The organism is Nocardia blacklockiae (genome assembly GCF_015477355.1).
Lineage (GTDB): Bacteria > Actinomycetota > Actinomycetes > Mycobacteriales > Mycobacteriaceae > Nocardia > Nocardia blacklockiae.
This window is the reverse complement of sequence record NZ_JADLRJ010000011.1, coordinates 140,855-156,799: the sequence shown is the minus strand read 5'-3', so window position 1 is coordinate 156,799 and position 15,945 is coordinate 140,855. Positions and strand designations below refer to the sequence as shown.

11 protein-coding genes are annotated in these 15,945 nt (G+C 71.1%); 3 read left to right on the top strand and 8 right to left on the bottom strand.

The window, feature by feature from the left end; all coding sequences use genetic code 11:
• Nucleotides 1-211: 211 nt before the first annotated feature.
• Entirely contained in the window at nucleotides 212-4,765 is a 4,554-nt protein-coding gene (locus IU476_RS36880) for an AMP-binding protein (protein ID WP_324194376.1), read from the bottom strand.
• A gap of 171 nt (nucleotides 4,766-4,936) precedes the next feature.
• On the opposite strand from IU476_RS36880, the gene IU476_RS27995 reads away from it, so the two are divergent.
• The gene (locus tag IU476_RS27995) at nucleotides 4,937-5,089 is read left to right on the top strand and encodes a hypothetical protein (RefSeq protein ID WP_195105082.1); all 153 of its coding nucleotides are present in this window, start codon (nucleotides 4,937-4,939) and stop codon (nucleotides 5,087-5,089) included.
• Nucleotides 5,090-5,418: 329 nt separating this feature from the next.
• On the opposite strand, the gene IU476_RS27990 is transcribed toward IU476_RS27995, so the two are convergent.
• From IU476_RS27990 to IU476_RS27980, 3 genes are read right to left on the bottom strand one after another with little or no spacing between them, the layout of a single operon-like run.
• Complete coding sequence (locus IU476_RS27990) at nucleotides 5,419-5,682, bottom strand: DUF4235 domain-containing protein (protein ID WP_195105080.1); 264 nt, start codon at nucleotides 5,680-5,682, stop codon at nucleotides 5,419-5,421.
• A gap of 2 nt (nucleotides 5,683-5,684) precedes the next feature.
• Nucleotides 5,685-6,071, bottom strand: a complete 387-nt coding sequence (locus tag IU476_RS27985; protein WP_195105078.1) for a DUF3618 domain-containing protein — start codon at nucleotides 6,069-6,071, stop codon at nucleotides 5,685-5,687.
• A complete protein-coding gene (locus IU476_RS27980) occupies nucleotides 6,068-6,481 on the bottom strand; it encodes a phage holin family protein (protein WP_195105076.1) in 414 nt (137 codons plus the stop codon). The genes IU476_RS27985 and IU476_RS27980 overlap by 4 nt, the downstream gene beginning before the upstream one ends.
• Before the next feature lie 139 nt (nucleotides 6,482-6,620).
• Between IU476_RS27980 and IU476_RS27975 the strand changes: the two genes are divergently transcribed.
• The gene (locus IU476_RS27975) at nucleotides 6,621-7,052 is read left to right on the top strand and encodes a pyridoxamine 5'-phosphate oxidase family protein (protein ID WP_195105073.1); all 432 of its coding nucleotides are present in this window, start codon (nucleotides 6,621-6,623) and stop codon (nucleotides 7,050-7,052) included.
• On the opposite strand, the gene IU476_RS27970 is transcribed toward IU476_RS27975, so the two are convergent.
• Nucleotides 7,034-8,002, bottom strand: a complete 969-nt coding sequence (locus IU476_RS27970; RefSeq protein ID WP_195105071.1) for an alpha/beta fold hydrolase — start codon at nucleotides 8,000-8,002, stop codon at nucleotides 7,034-7,036. The two genes, IU476_RS27975 and IU476_RS27970, sit on opposite strands and share 19 nt — an antisense overlap.
• Nucleotides 8,003-8,217: 215 nt before the next feature.
• On the bottom strand, nucleotides 8,218-8,598 hold the full coding sequence (locus IU476_RS27965) for a hypothetical protein (RefSeq protein ID WP_195105069.1): 381 nt from the start codon (nucleotides 8,596-8,598) through the stop codon (nucleotides 8,218-8,220).
• A 298-nt stretch (nucleotides 8,599-8,896) separates the two neighbouring features.
• Here IU476_RS27965 and IU476_RS27960 point away from each other — a divergent pair, with 298 nt between their 5' ends.
• Complete coding sequence (locus tag IU476_RS27960) at nucleotides 8,897-14,128, top strand: ATP-binding protein (RefSeq protein ID WP_195105068.1); 5,232 nt, start codon at nucleotides 8,897-8,899, stop codon at nucleotides 14,126-14,128.
• 76 nt (nucleotides 14,129-14,204) lie between these two features.
• On the opposite strand, the gene IU476_RS27955 is transcribed toward IU476_RS27960, so the two are convergent.
• Both IU476_RS27955 and IU476_RS27950 read right to left on the bottom strand, forming a co-directional pair.
• Nucleotides 14,205-14,858, bottom strand: a complete 654-nt coding sequence (locus tag IU476_RS27955) for an alpha/beta hydrolase (protein WP_195105066.1) — start codon at nucleotides 14,856-14,858, stop codon at nucleotides 14,205-14,207.
• A 57-nt stretch (nucleotides 14,859-14,915) separates the two neighbouring features.
• Nucleotides 14,916-15,905 carry an alpha/beta hydrolase gene (locus IU476_RS27950; protein ID WP_195105176.1) on the bottom strand — a complete coding sequence of 330 codons (990 nt, stop codon included), beginning with the start codon at nucleotides 15,903-15,905 and terminating at the stop codon, nucleotides 14,916-14,918.
• Nucleotides 15,906-15,945: the final 40 nt, after the last annotated feature.

Sequence of the window (15,945 nt, the reverse complement as noted above, 5' to 3'; positions counted from 1 at the left end):
GCAATGCCGCGCCGAAGACGAAGCTGCGCACCGTGCCGTGCCGAAAAGGCGGAGCCTCGGCGTTCTACCGCACTGAAGATGGAGCTTGGCCGTCCTGCCGCGCCGAAGATGAAACTTGGCATCCTGCTGCGCCGAAGTTGAACCAGTGCGCCTTGCCGTGGTGGAGACAAACCTGCGCACACTGCCGTGCCAGAGGCGTAGCCCGGGCGTTCTACCGCGCTGAAGACGGAGCCGGGGAATCTTGCTGCGCCGGCGACGAAGCCGGTGCGTCCTGCTGCAGCGGAGACGGAGTCTGTGCGCCGTGCTGCGGCGGGGGTGAAGCGTGGGCGGTGGGGCGTGGCGCAGGGGAAGGTGGGGCGGACGGGTGTGGCTCGGGCTCGGAGGCGTTTGCCAGGTGGCGGGCGAGGATTGGGCCGATGGTGGCGACGACCGCGGAGTTGGTGAGCTGCGCGTGCGTTGCCTCGATGCGGTGTTCTATCAGGTCGCCGGTCACGTATGGGCGCCACATCTCCGCGCCCAGCCACGCGGTCACGCCGCGGGTTGCCGAGAAGTACAGCAGGTCGCCGTCGTATCGGCGGGGGCGGTAGCCGTGTGAGAGGGCGACGCCCGCGACGTAGCCGCGGTGCAGCCGTTCGAGCTGGCCCGCCGAGAGACCGGCACCGAAAGACGTTGTCGCGCCCGCTAATTCGGCCGCCGCCTCGGCCGCGGTGACCTCCGGGGCGGAGTCGGCGTCGTCGGGTTCGTCGCCGAGCAGGTGGGTCAGCAGATCACGCATGCGCGGCGGCTTCGGCGGCTCGGTGCCGGCCGGGACGACGACGCTGTCCAGCATCGCCAGCACCGCCACCCTCGCGCCGCGCGCACGCAACCGCACCGCCAGGGCGTGCGCGATCTGGCCGCCGAGCGACCAGCCGAGCAGGTTGTACGGCCCGTCCGGCTGCAGCCGCAGCACGGCCTCGAGGTAGCCGTCGACGAGCTGATCGATGTCGGCCGCTTCGGCGCCGGCCGCCAGTTCGGTCGCCTGCAACCCGTACACCGGCCGGTCGGTGACGTAGCTCGCCAGCCCCGCGTAGCACCAGGCCAGCGGGACCGCCGAATGCACACAGAACAGCGGCGAGCGGGAACCGTTGCGCCGCAACGTGAGCAGTGTGCCGAGGGCGTCATCGTCGGGATCGCGGCCGTCGTAGCTCGCGATGCTCTCGGCGAGGGCGCCGACCGACGGCAGGGCGTAGAGCCAGCGCACCGTCACCGGCACACCGGTCTCGGCGGCGAGCGCGGCCGAAACCGCCACGCCGAGTAGCGAATTGCCGCCCAGCTCGAAGAAGTCGTCGTTCAGTCCGACGTGCTCGACGCCCACCGCCGCGCCGATGCGCGCGGCGACCAGACGCTCCATGTCGGTGCGCGGCGCACGCGAGGAGCGCGGAGTCCGGGTCGGGGCGGGCAGCGCGGCACGATCCACTTTTCCGTTGCCGCACAACGGCAATCGGTCCATCTCCAGCAGCATCGCCGGGACCAGTGCCGGGGGCAGGGTGGCACGCAGGCCGTGTAGCAGTGCCGGAGCGTCGAAGCGCGCTCCCGCCGCCGGGACCACGTACCCGATCAGGCGCGCGCCTGGCCGCCCAGCATCGGCGACCGTCACCGCCGCGTACGCGACCTCCGGCGCGGCGAGCAGCGCGGCCTCGACCTCGGCGGGCTCGATGCGGCGGCCGTGCACCTCGATCTGGCCGTCGCCGCGCCCGAGGAACTCGAATGCGCCGTCGTCGCGGGCACAGACCAGATCCCCGGTGCGATAGAGCCGCTCGCCCACGCCGAACGGGCTGGCGACGAAGCGCGCCGCCGTGCCCGCCGGATCGTGCAGATAGCCGTCGGCGACACAGTTTCCGCCCACATACAGTTCGCCCCGCGCCGCCGTCGGCGCCTGCCGCAAACGGGTGTCCAGCACCACCGCGAGCACGCCCGGCAATGGTGTGCCGATGGTCACCGGGTCGTGGTCGGTCACGGGACCGGTCTCGGTCACCATCACCGTCGCCTCGGTCGGGCCGTAGCCGTTGTACAGCCGAACGCGAGAAGCCCAGTCCCGCAACAGAGTCGGCGGGCAGGCCTCCCCGCCGATCGCCACCACCTCGACGCTCGGCAGTTCCTCGGGCGACAGCGTCGCCAGCACCGCGGGCGCGGTCTGCAACACGGTGCACCCGTACTCCCTGACCAGGCGCGCCAAATCACCGCCCGCCACCACCTCCGGCGGCGCCACCACCAGCTGCCCGCCCGCCGCGAACGCCGCGAGCAACTCCAGCAGATGCGCGTCGAAGGTCGCGGTATGCGAATGCAGCAGAACGGAATTCGGTCCGATGCCATAGTGATCGATCAGGTAGTCGGTCAACGCCCCCAACCCGCGATGGCCGACCACAACACCCTTGGGTGTGCCGGTGGTTCCAGAGGTATGGATCAGATAGGCCGGATGTTCGGGCCGCAACGGACACCGCCGCTCGCCGTCGTCGATCGGCGCACTGCGCTGGCCCTCGGCCGCCGCAATATCCTGCGGATCGTCGAGCACCAACCAGGCGATACCGGACCGGGGCCGGTGTCGGCCGTTCTCGACACGGCAGTCCTCGGCCGCCAACGCCCGGGCCGCCAGCGCCTCACCCGCCGCGACAGGAGCCACCGACATCTCGCCCGCCGACACCTCGGCCGCCGGTGCGTTGGGGACCGACATCTCGCCCGCCGACACCTCGGCCACCGGCGCGTTGGGAGCCGACGCCTCGCCCGCCGACACCTGGGCCGCCGGTGCGTTGGGGACCGACATCTCGCCCGCCGACACCTGGGCCGCCGGTGCGTTGGGGACCGACATCTCGCCCGCCGACACCTCGGCCACCGGCGCGTTGGGAGCCGACGCCTCGCCCGCCGACACCTCGGCCGCCGGTGCATTAGGGGCCGACGCCTCGGTCGGCAACGCCTCGGCCGACAAGAGCTCGGCCGTCGGGGCCTGGGGTGCGCTGCTAATCGGCTCCGGCGCGGTCGCTGGAGAGCGGGGCGGTGCGGCATGGCGAGCGGCTTTTTCGTCGAGAGGTTGGGCGGCGCGGATCGTAAGTCCCACGCGGGCACCGCTGTTCGCTGTCACCATTGCGATCCGCGCCGGTGGGTCGGCGGGGTCGACCGGTACGAAACACGCGCCGGTCTTCGCTACCGCCCATGTCGCGAGTACCGATTCCAGTGAGCGCGGTATCGCCACGACGACGAAATCCCCCGGGCCCGCGCCGTGCGCGAAGAGCAGGCGCGCCCAGCGGGACGACGCCTCATCCAGCTCGCGGTAGGTGAGGTAGCGATGACCGTCGCGCACCGCGACGGCGTCGGGAATCATCTTCCCGCACAACAGGTCCGGCAGTAAACGCACCGGTCCGGCGGGCGGGCTCGGCGTGGGCGCGGGCGGCGCGGGGTCCACCTCGGCGGTGGAGCGGTCCACGTCGGCAGCGAGGAACCGGGCGAAGTAGTCGAGGAAGAGGCGATGGTGCCGGACCACCGTCTCACGGTCGTAGCGGGCGGGATTGGCCTGGAAGTCGATGCGCACCGACCGTTCGTCGGGCCCGAACTGATAGCCGTTGATCTGCAGATCCGGCACGGGTCCGAGAGCCAGCAGCCGCCCGTGCCCGACCAGGCCGCCCAGCGAGATGGGTTCGATCAGACCGTAGAGGTTGACCACCGGGCCGAAGCCGTCGCGCAGCGCCTCGTGCCCGCGCCGGATGTCCTCGTGCCGATAACGCTGGTGCCGCAGCGCGCCGACCACCGCCGAACGCACCTGCGCCACCACGCTGCCGACGGTGCCCGCGTCGAGCCGGGACAGCCGCAGCGGCACCACATTCGACATCGACCCCGCCGACCGCCGTAGCGCAGCCGTGGGCCGGGCCGTGACCGGCAGGGTGAGCGCCGCGTCGCTCTCGCCGGTCATGCGCGCCAGATAGCAGGCGAAGGCGGCGACGGCCAGTTCCGGGAACGTGGCGCCGTGCCGGGCCTTGGCCTCGGCGAGCAGCCGCGCCGCCGTGTCGTCGAGGGTCGCCGAGACGTGGTGCGGACGCGCCCTGGGCGGGGCCGGCCGACCGCCCAGGCTCGGCGGCTCCGGCATACCGGCGAGCCGTTCGCGCCAGTAGTCGTGATCGGTGCGAGCCCGCGGCGACTCCTGATAAGCGCGGTCGGTGGCCAGAATCTCCGCGATCGACAACGCGCCGTGCGGATGCGCCGTACCCGCGTCGTCGGAATCCTCCGGTGGCGCTGCGGGATTGGTGACGTGCTCGCGGTAGATCTCGGCCGTCCGGCGCAGCATGGCGGCCGCGCCGACGCCGTCGAGCACGATGTGGTGGCTGCGCAGATACAGCAGATGCCGATCCGATGCCACCGCGAACAGCGCTGCCACGGTCAAGCGGTCGTCGCGCGGATCCAGGGGCGTGCTGTAGTCGCGTTCCATCCGGTCCAGCGCGGCGGCCACCGGATCGGGCGCGCCCGTCAGGTCGACCGTCTCGAATGGCAACTCGGCAGCGACATCCACGTACTGGCGCGGCTCGCCGTCGACGACGACGAAGCGCAACCGCGGCGACTCCAACTCCCGGGTCGCCTGCGCCGCGGCCGCGGCCAGCACACCGACCTCGAGCGGACCGATCAGATCCAGGTACAACGCGACGGTCACCGGCACGTTCGGATGCAACTGCTGGGCCAGCCACCACCCCGACTGCGCCTTCGACAGCGGGTAGGACGGCTGCCCCGTAGCGTCCGGTCGCACAGTCAAGCCACCTCCCTGGGTTCGGAAATGCTCCGTCGACCACGCCCCCGATGAACCTACGGCATCTCCGGCAACGCGAGGGCTATTGCACCCGGCCACGGCATGGCGGCCGCGTCCACCGACGGTTCCTCCCCGCGCGCTCTACAGCTACCCTGCCCCCAAGAAAGCCCCGTGGAGTTCTACGCGATCCTCGGCGGCGGCCACACCTGGCCGGGCACCGCCTCCTCCGCCTCCCCGGAACCGTTGGTAGGCACCACCACCGCATCGATCAGCGCCAACCGAATCATGTGGGACTTCTTCCGCGCCCACCCACTGACCGACTGAGCCACTGAACGATTGAGCCAACCCGGCCGCCAACAGTCGCCGCGAATCATCCACCCGTGGCGGCGCTGGTACGACCGGTAGCGGGGCTGGCGCAACCCGAAGCGGCGCTGGCGCGACCCGTGGCGGCGCTGGTACGACCCGTAGTGGCGCTGGTGCAACCCGAAGCGGCGCTGGCGCGACCCGTGGCGGCGCTGGTACGACCCGTAGTGGCGCTGGTACGACCCGTAGTGGCGCTGGTGCAACCCGTAACGGCGCTGGCGCAACCCGTAGCCGCGCCGGTACGACCCGTGGCCGCACTGGAGCGATCGTGCCTTGGTGGTGCCGAACGGTCAGGAGTCGCCGGGCCAAGTGCCGGTCAGCGATTCGTAGCCCGTCGCGCCCGCGCGGTCGACGGCGGCTTTCACCAGGCCGAATACCGCGCCCTGGAGGGCGGCGGCCAGTAGCACCTCGCGCCAGTCGTAACCTTTGGCGGTCGCGGTCGGCACGGTGCGCTCGCCGGTCGCGCGGGTCCAGATGCGGTGGAACACCGCGTTGGCGGCGATGCCGCCGACCACGCCGACCACCATTCCCAGCGGCTTGTACAACGTCTTCACGGTTATCGCCGCCGCACGATCAACCACGCCACCACGACGGCGGCTCCAGCGGCCAGCGCGGCGACCGGCACCGGGCGGTTGCGGGCCGTGTCGGCCACTCGCCGACCACCGCGCAGCACCGGGTCCGGCGTAGCCGAGCGGCTCTTCTCCACCACCCGTCCGGCCTGCGACTCCACCTGTGCCGCAACGTTTTCGGCCTGCTGCTTGGCGCGGGCGGCGGTGGCGCGGGCGGCGTCCTCGGCGGCCTGCACCTTCTCCCGGCCGCGCTCGCGGACGTCGAACTTGCCCGCCAGTTCCTCGACCGTCCGGCCGAGTTCCTCGCGGACGGCGTCTCGGTCCTCCCGCAGCGCGGCGGCACTGTCCGGATGTTCCGGTCGATGATCGTTCACTGCCGGCTCCTGTCCTTGATCGTCTCGATGTCCTGCTGGACCGACGCGGCGGCCTGCTCCGGGACGGGCGGGGTGGCGTTCTTGATGTCGCTGCCGCCCAGCCACGCCAGCACGGCGCCCACCAGCAGCAGCGCGGCCCCGACGATCAGCGCGGCGGCCCAGTCCGGCAGGGGCATCGCCAGCGCGATGACGGCCGCCGCCACCAGCGCCGCGCCGCCGTAGAAGGCCAGCAGCGAGCCGGCTCCGGCCAGACCGGCGCCCTTGCCGAAACGCTTTCCCTTGCTTTGCATTTCGAGTGTCGCCAAGCGGATCTCGTCGCGGATCAGCCGACGCGTCTGATCACCGGCGTCGGTCACCAGTTCGGAGATCGTGCGCCCGTCCGGCGGCGCTTGGACGTGTTGTTCGGTCATGACCATCGCGCTCCTCTCTTCGTCCGGTCCCGGCACCGCTCCCCCGCGGTGTCCGGCCACCCCCGACACGCTCGCCATACCCGGGTGTCGGTGCCACAAACGGGGAATAGCGCCGTCGACCCGCGAGGTTGAAGCTTCTATGCCGAAACCGTTCACGGAGTCCGAGCGTCAAGAGTTCCTCGCAGGCAAGCACATCGGCGTGCTCTCGGTCGCCGCCACCGACGGCCGCCCGCCCGCGAGCGTCCCGATCTGGTACGACTACGCCCCCGGCGCCGACATCCGCATCAACACGGGTGCGGGCCGCCGCAAAGCCAAGCTGATCCAGGCGGCCGGCGTGGTGACCCTGACCGTGCAGCGCGAAGAGCTGCCGTACCAGTACGTCATCGTGGAGGGCACCGTCGTCGACGCGGCCACCCCGTCGCCGCGAGAGGCCCGTGAGGCGATCGCCGTGCGCTATCTCGGCCCCGAGGGCGGCCGCGATTTCGCCGACCGCATGGACGGCAGTCAGTCGGTGCTGTTCACCATCCGGCCCGACCGCTGGTTCAGCCAGGACTACTCGGGCGATCTCTGACGCTCGTCCACGGTCCGGGCCGCCCGCTCCGGGGTGGGCTCGCGCACGTGGCTGCGCAGGAACGCGGACAGCGGGCCCAGCACCGCCTGCGGGTCGTCGATGAACGGCCAATGCCCCAGACCCTCGAGGATATGAATCTCGGCTTCGGGGAAGTAGTTCCGCTGACTTTGCGCGAAACGCACGGGGATGTACGGGTCACCCGAGCCCCAGATCACGCACGTGGGCAACGAATTCGCCGGAATTGCGAGGTCCTTCTCCGGGAATGCGGCCGAGGGGTCACGCGAATTGCGGTAGAGCCGCAGCACCGCGCGCTTGTGCTGCCAGTCCGCGTAGCCACCGACCCGTTCGGCATAGGACCGGGGCAGCGGCACAGGATTGTCGCGATTGAGCGCGATCCGCATGGCGCGCGGCGTGCTCAGCAATTGGAACAGCTCCCCGAGTAGTGGCGTCTGCCAGATCCGCGCGTAGCGATGCCAGCGATAGCCGTCCAGCACACCGCAATTGATCAGCGACAGGCTCGCCAGCCGATCCGGATGGTCCAGCGCCCACCGCAGTCCCCACGGCCCGCCGAAGTCGTGCAACACCAGATGCGCCCGGTCCACCCCGAGCCGGTCGAGCAGCAGGCCGAGAAACCGCGCGTGCCCGACGACACTGTGATCGAACGACCGCGGCCGCTCGCTGCGCCCGAACCCCGGCATATCCATCGCGACCACCCGCGCGAATCCCGCCGTCTCCGGTATCAATTCGGCCCAGTCGTCCACCGGCCCCGGATTGCCGTGCACGAACACCACGGCCTCCCCGCATTCCGCAGGGCCACTGTCGTACACGGCACATCGCACCCCGTCCACGACATGGTCGGCAACATCGAGCGCCGCCGCACCCGCACGGCCACCCCCACCCGACCGACCCGAAACCGCCTGGTACGCCCCACCGCCGAGTCCGTTCGTCATGCCGAGAACGCTACGTCGCGAACCCGCCCCCGCGCGTCGTGCCGCGAGCGGAGACCGCCCTCCACCCACGGCAGGACTCCCCACACACCGTCGTGGTACCGAAACGGCAGCGCACTCCGACGCTGAGCGGACGCCGGACCGACGGGCCGGAATGCACGGCATATGAAGGCGATTCGCCACCACCGACGTCGACCCCTACTGACGCACACGGCCGCTCAGCCGACCGTGCACTCCCCGTCGTCCTCGAAGTCCACGCTCGCCGCCGTGAGACCCTCGGCGGCGTACCGGGCGATCGTGCAGGCTTGGCGGGCACGGGCTTCCGGGTGCGCGGTGCGCTGCTCAAGCGCGACCCGGATCCGCTCCAAGGCCGCCGCGGCGTCGTCGGACGCGCGGCGCAGCATCGCGTGCCGATGCTCGAGTTCCCGGTGCGCGCACTCGATCTCGCTGTGCCGGCGGCGCACGTCGGCGATGTGGTTGAGCAGGTCCGCGACCTCCCGCGTGGTCAGGGTAAGGGCCGGATGCTCCTCCCCCGAGAGGATCGCCTCCCCCGCCGCCTCGGCGCAGCGCGCGTGCAGGACGTCGAGAATGTCGGCCACACGGATCACCTCCCACGGTGCTGGTCGCGAATCGGGGTAGCGCTCTCGCGGGAACGCCTCCGCCGCCGCGCTGCTCGACTACGATCCGATCACGGGTACGGTACTGGAAGCCGGCCGCCGGCCGAGAAATCCCATTGCCGCTGCCATGACCTCATCCGAGGTATTTCCCAAGATACGTGCGGGTAACACCCGTTCGTTGTGCGTCTCCCGCCGAAGGAGGTGCACACTACGCGGGACCGGTAGTCGTAGACCCCTCGCCCGAACCGGGCCAGTGCTGTGGAGTGGAAGGAGCCGGCGAGTGTTCAGCCGCATCGCCATCGTGAACCGAGGTGAGGCCGCCATGCGCCTCATCCACGCCGTGCGGGATCTGGCCGCGGCGACGGCGCAACCGATCGAGACCGTCGCGCTGTACACCGATGTCGATCGGAACGCGACGTTCGTGCGCGAAGCCGACATCGGCTACGACCTCGGCCCGGCGGCCGCGCGTCCGTACCTGGATCTCAAGGCGCTCGAAAAGGCGCTGATCACCACGAAAGCCGATGCCGCGTGGGTCGGCTGGGGCTTCGTCGCGGAGGACCCGGCGTTCGCGGAACTGTGCGAGCAGATCGGCGTCACCTTCATCGGCCCGAGCCCGGAGGCCATGCGCAAACTCGGCGACAAGATCGGCGCGAAGCTGATCGCCGAGGAGGTCGGCGTGCCGGTCGCGCCGTGGAGCCGAGGCGCGGTCGAGACCGTGGACGCGGCCGTCGCGGCCGCCGCCGAGATCGGCTACCCGCTGATGCTGAAGGCCACCGCGGGCGGCGGCGGCCGCGGCATCCGCGTGATCACCGACGAGAGCGAGCTGGTCGACGCCTACGAGCGCACCAGCCAGGAGGCCGCGCGCGCGTTCGGCAGCGGCATCGTGTTCCTGGAGCGCCTGGTCACCGGCGCCCGGCACGTCGAGGTCCAGGTGATCGCCGACGGCCAGGGCACGGCGTGGGCGCTGGGCGTGCGCGACTGCTCGGTGCAGCGACGCAACCAGAAGGTCATCGAGGAGTCGGCCTCGCCGGTGCTGGCCCCCGAGCAGGTCACCGAGCTCAAGGAGTCGGCCGAGCGGCTGGCCGTCGCGGTCGGCTACCGCGGCGCGGCGACCGTCGAATTCCTCTACCACCCCGGCGACAAGCTGTTCGCCTTCCTCGAGGTCAACACCCGCCTGCAGGTCGAGCACCCGATCACCGAGTACACCACCGGTTTCGACCTGGTGCGCGCCCAGTTGCACGTGGCCTCCGGCGGCCGGCTCGAGGGCACGCCGCCCGCCGAGCGCGGGCACGCCATCGAGGCCCGCCTCAATGCCGAGGACCCCGACCGCGACTTCGCGCCCGCGCCGGGCCGCATCGCGCTGCTGGATCTGCCGGCCGGTCCGGGCATCCGGGTCGACACCGGCGTCAGCGAGGGCGACACCATCCCCGCCGACTTCGACTCGATGATCGCCAAGATCATCGCCTACGGCCGCGACCGCGAGGAGGCCCTGGGCCGCCTGCGCCGCGCGGTCGGTGAGACCCGCGTCATCATCGAGGGCGGCGCCACCAACAAGAGCTTCGTGCTCGACCTGCTGAACCAGCCCGAGGTGATCGACGCCAGCGCCGACACCGGCTGGATCGACCGCGTGCGCGGCGAGGGTCGCCTTGTCTCGCACCGGCATTCGGCCATCGCGCTGGCCGCCGCCGCCATCGACGCCTACGAGGAAGAGGAGCGCGTCGAGCGCCAGCGGCTGCTGTCCACCGCCGCCGGCGGCCGCCCGCAGGTGCAGCACCAGAGCGGCCGGCCGCTGGATCTGAAACTGCGCGGCGTCGGCTACCGCGTGCGGGTCGCGCGGATCGGCGCGCACCGCTTCCGGGTCGGCATCGAGGCGGGCGCGCCCGTGCTGGTGCTGGAGAGCATGAAGATGGAGACGGTGCTGCGCGCGCCGTTCCGGGCTCGACTCAAGGAGTGCGCGGTCTCCGTCGGCACGCAGGTCGAGACGGGCGCGCCGCTGCTGCGGCTGGAGCCGCTGGTCGAGGAGGGCGAGGCCGAGAGCACCGAGTCCACCACGACCGTCGAGCTGGACCTGCCCGCCGAGCCCACGCCGGAGCGGCCGCACGAGCGGATCGAGCGCGTCCAGCAGGATCTGCGCAGCCTGCTGCTGGGCTTCGACGTCGACCCGCACGACAACCACCGCGTCGTCGAGGACTACCTCACCGCGCGCCGGGCCGCCATCGCGGACTACCGCCGCCCGCTCGCCGAGGAACTCGAACTGGTGGAGGTGTTCACCGATCTCGCCGAGCTGAGCCTGAACCGGGCCGGCGTCGAGGACGGCGGCCACGTGCACAGCGCCCGCGAGTACTTCCACACCTACCTGCAGAGCCTCGACGTCGAGCGCGCCGGCCTGCCGGAGTCCTACCGCGCCAAGCTGTCCAAGGCCCTCGGCCACTACGGCGTCACCGAACTGGACCGCACGCCCGACCTCGAGGCCGCGGTGTTCCGGATCTTCCTGGCCCAGCAGCGTCCCTCCGACACCGTCACGGTCGTCACGACGCTGCTGCGCGAGTGGCTGCGCGAGCCGGTGCCGGACCGGGCGCTGCGCGAGCCGGTCGGCCTGGCGCTGGAGCGGCTGGTCGCGGCGACGCAGGTGCGTTTCCCCGTCATCGCCGATCTCACCCGCGGCGTGGTGTACGCCTGGTACGGCCAGCCGCTGCTGCGGCGCAACCGCGCCCGCGTCTACACCAACGTCCGCCGGCACCTGCGCCACCTCGACGCGCACCCGGACGCCGCCGACCGCACCGACCGCATCGCCGAAATGGTGCGCAGCACAGAGCCTCTGGTGCGGCTGCTCGGCCAGCGGCTGGTGCGCGGCAGCGCCGACAACACGGTCATGCTCGAGGTCCTGACCCGCCGCTACTACGGCAACAAGGGCCTCGACAGCGTCCGCACCGAGGTGGCCGGCGGCTGCACCTTCGTGATCGCCGAGCGCCGCGGCCTGAGCCTGGTCTCGGCCGCGGTGAGCTTCGACGCGCTGCCCACCGTGCTGCGCGGGCTCGCCGAGCTGGCGTCCACCGGCATCCCGTCCATCGAGGCCGACATCTACCTGGGCTGGGAGAAGCAGCCCGAGGACTTCGACTCGATGGCCTCGGCGCTGCAGGAGGTCTTCGGCGCGCAGCAGCTGCCGCACCAGGTGCACCGCATCACCGCCACCGTCGCGGGCAGCGGCGGCGCGGTCATGCACCACCACTTCACCTTCCGCCCCGCCGCCACCGGCATGTCGGAGGAGCGGCTGATCCGCGGGTTGCACCCGTACATCGCCGAGCGCATGCAGATGAAGCGGCTGCGTAAGTTCGACCTGACCCGCCTGCCCTCCTCCGACGAGGAGGTGTACCTGTTCCGGTGCGTGGCCAAGGAGAACGCCGCCGACGAGCGCCTCGTGGCGTTCGCCCAGGTCCGTGACCTGACCGCGCTGCGCGAGCACGACGGCCGCCTGCTGGCGCTGCCGACCGCGGAGAGCACGATCGCCACCTGCCTGGACTCGCTGCGCCGCGCCCAGCAGCGCCGCCCCTCGAACAAGCGGTTCAACACCAACCGCATCGTGATGTACATCTGGCCGCCGATCGACATCATCCCGGCGGAGTTCGAGACCATCGTCGACCGCGTGGTGCCGACGACCGCGGGCGCCGGGCTGGAGGAGATCCTGCTGATCGCCCGCCAGCGCAACCCGAAGACGGGCGAGCTGGTCAAGGTCGCCATCCGTATCTCCCTCGACGCCACCGGCGGCACCTCGATCACCGTCGGCGAGCGGACCGACGAGGCCGTCGAGCCGCTCGACGCCTACCGGCAGAAGGTGCTGCGCGCCAGCAGCCGCAACACCGTCTACCCGTACGAATTGACCGGTCTGCTGGGCGATTTCGCGGAGTACGACCTCGCCGCCGATCACTCGCTGGTGCCCGTCGAGCGGCCCAAGGGCCGCAACACCGCGGCGATCGTCGCGGGCGTGGTCACCACGCCGACCGAGCGGCACCCGCAGGGCGTGACCCGGGTGGTGCTGCTCGGCGACCCGACGAAGTCGCTGGGCGCGCTGTCGGAGCCGGAGTGCCGCCGCGTGATCGCCGCACTGGATCTGGCCGAGCAGCTGCGGGTTCCGCTGGAGTGGTACGCGCTGTCCTCGGGCGCCCGCATCTCCATGACGTCGGGCACCGAGAACATGGACTGGGTGGCGGCCGCGCTCAAGCGCATCGTCGAGTTCACCCAGAACGGCGGCGAGATCAACATCGTGGTCGCCGGCATCAACGTCGGCGCGCAGCCGTACTGGAACGCCGAGGCCACGATGCTCATGCACACCAAGGGCATCCTGGTGATGACCCCGGATTCGGCGATGGTGCTGACCGGCAAGCAGGCGCTGGACTTCTCCGGCGGCGTCTCGGCCGAGGACAACTTCGGCATCGGCGGCTACGACCGTGTGATGGGTCCCAACGGCCAGGGCCAGTACTGGGCGCCGAACCTGACCGCGGCGCGCGACATCCTGATGTCGCACTACGACCACACCTACATCGCCCCCGGCGAGTCGACGCCGCGGCGGGCGCAGACCAGCGACCCGATCGACCGCGACGTCTCCGACTTCCCGCATGTGGTGGCGGACAGCGCCTTCAACACCGTCGGCGAGATCTTCTCCTCGGTCACCAACCCGGATCGCAAGAAGCCCTTCGACATTCGCACGGTGATGCGCGCGGTCTCCGACCAGGACCACCCGGTGCTGGAGCGCTGGGCGGGCATGGCCGACGCCGAGACCGCGGTGGTGCAGGACGCGCACCTCGGCGGAATCCCGGTGTGCCTGTTGGGTATCGAGTCGCGGGGCGTGCCGCGCCGCGGCTTCCCGTCCACCGACGGTCCCGACACCTACACCGCGGGCACCCTGTTCCCGCGGTCGTCGAAGAAGGCGGCGCGGGCCATCAACGCGGCCAGCGGGAACCGGCCGCTGGTGGTGCTGGCGAACCTGTCGGGCTTCGACGGCTCGCCGGAGTCGATGCGCAAGCTGCAGCTGGAGTACGGCGCCGAGATCGGCCGGGCGATCGTCAACTTCGAGGGCCCGATCGTGTTCTGCGTCATCTCGCGGTACCACGGCGGCGCGTTCGTGGTGTTCTCGAAGGCGTTGAACCCCAACATGACCGTGCTCGCGCTGGAGGGCTCGTTCGCCTCGGTGCTCGGTGGCGCTCCGGCCGCCGCGGTCGTGTTCGCCAACGAGGTCGACACCCGCACGGCGGCCGACCCGCGGGTGCGCGATCTCGAGGCGCGCGCCGCGAACGCCGTCGGCGCCGACCGCGCCGCGCTGACCGCCGAACTCGACGAGGTCCGGTCCTCGGTGCGCACGGAGAAGCTGGGCCAGGTCGCCGCGGAGTTCGACAGCGTGCACAACATCCAGCGCGCCGTCGAGGTCGGTTCGGTCGACGCGATCATCCGCGCCGCCGAGCTGCGCCCGCGCATCATCGAGGCCATCGAGGCTGGTCTGAGCGGCGGAGCCCGATAGTCCGCTGACCGAAAAGACCGGCGCCGGAACCCGATTCGGGATCCGGCGCCGGTTTTCTTCGTAGACGTGGAGGCGATCAGACCGGCACGGGCACCCGGGCGACGCGCGCGTGCGCGGTCTCGCGCTGCACGAAATCGACGATCGTCCGCGCGATCTCCCGCCGGATCGGCTCGTGCAGCAGATCGTGTCCGGCGTCGGCGAATTCGAGCAGCCGCACCATCGGCTTGCCGGTCGACCACCTGCGCATCGGGTCGATCGGCGCGCGGCGGTCGTCGCGGCCGTGCAGGGCCAGCGTCGGCACCGGCGGTGCGGGCACGCGTAGCTCCTCGGCCTGTCCCGGAGTGCCGATCAGCACCACCGCGGCGACCGCGGCCGCCGCCTCGCACTCCGACTGCATTGCGATCAGCGCGGTCCCCGCGCCGAGCGAGTGTCCCAGCAGAACCAGCGGCAGCCCGTCGTGCTCGTGCCGCGCCAACTCGACCAGGCCGAGCGCGTTGGCGGCGAGTTCCTCGATCGGCGCCCGCCGGTCCAGGCTGCCCTCGCTGAGTCCGTGCCCGGCGTGGTCGAGGCCCCATACCTCGATGTCGTACCTGTTCATCGCGCGGGCGAAGCGGTGGTAGTCGGCGCTCTGCTGACCCAGGCCGTGCAACAACACCAGTACCGCACGCGGCTGCCGGACCGTCCACCTGCGGTAGTGCATCCGGCCGTTCACCCCGTCGAAGAACCGCATCGACTCTCCTCTCCCTCATACCGTGTAGTTGTCCGACGAACCGCGCGCTGCCCTTGCCTAGTCGCCGCTCCCGATCGTCTGTGCCAGGAACGGCCACGACGTGCGCAGATCGTCCTCCCAGTAGCCCCAGGAATGCGTGCCGACCGGACGGTCGTCCACAGTCACCGGGATGTTCAGCTCGTGCAACCGGTTCGCCAAATTCACCGTGCAGTAATGGATCGCCGCCTCGATCGGACCGCCGAAGGCGATCTGCACCGGCAGCGGAATCCGGCCCTCCCGCACCCGCCGATCCGACGGAGTGTCGTGCGGAGCCGCCGGAATGCCGCTGCCCGTACTCAGATACACGGCGGTCCCGCGCAACCGCTCCGCGTTGACCAGCGGGTCGTTCTCGCGCCACAGCGGCCCGTTGCGCGGACCCCACATGTTCTCCACGCTCTGGCCGCCACCCCAGTTCTCGACCGTGAGCCGGACGAATTCCTGCCCGATCGGATCGGAGGTCTGCGCGCATCCACTGTAGGACGCCACGCTGTTCCAGAAGCCCGGTTTCGCGATCGCGAGGTTCAGCACCGAGGTGCCGCTCATCGAGACGCCGACCAGCGTGCGGTTGCCGTCGGCGTTCAGGTACTTCTCGATGACCGGCGGCAGCTCCTCGTTCAGGAACGTCTGCCACTTGTTGTAGCCGAGGACGGCATCGTTGCGGACCCAGTCGGTGTAGTAGGAATTGCTGCCACCGAACGGGGTGACCACGTTGACGTCCTTGCCGCGCAGGAACTCCGCGGCGTCGGTCTGCACGTCCCAGCCGCTCTGGTTCGGGCCGCCGCCGGATCCGTTGAGCAGGTACATCGTCGGCCGCGGGGTCGCCCGGTTCGCGGCCCGGATCACCTGGATCGGGATGGGGCGGTTCATGGCGGGCGAGAAGACCTGCACGGTCTCCTGCCGATCGTTCACCGGCTCGACCGAGACGACGCCGGCGGGTTCCGCGGTGGCCGTGCCCGCCGCGCCGGCCACCCCGGTGGCGGCCAGCGCGCCGGCCAGTATCCAGCACATGGTTGCTCTGCGTGTTCTCACCATCGGACCCTCTCGTGTG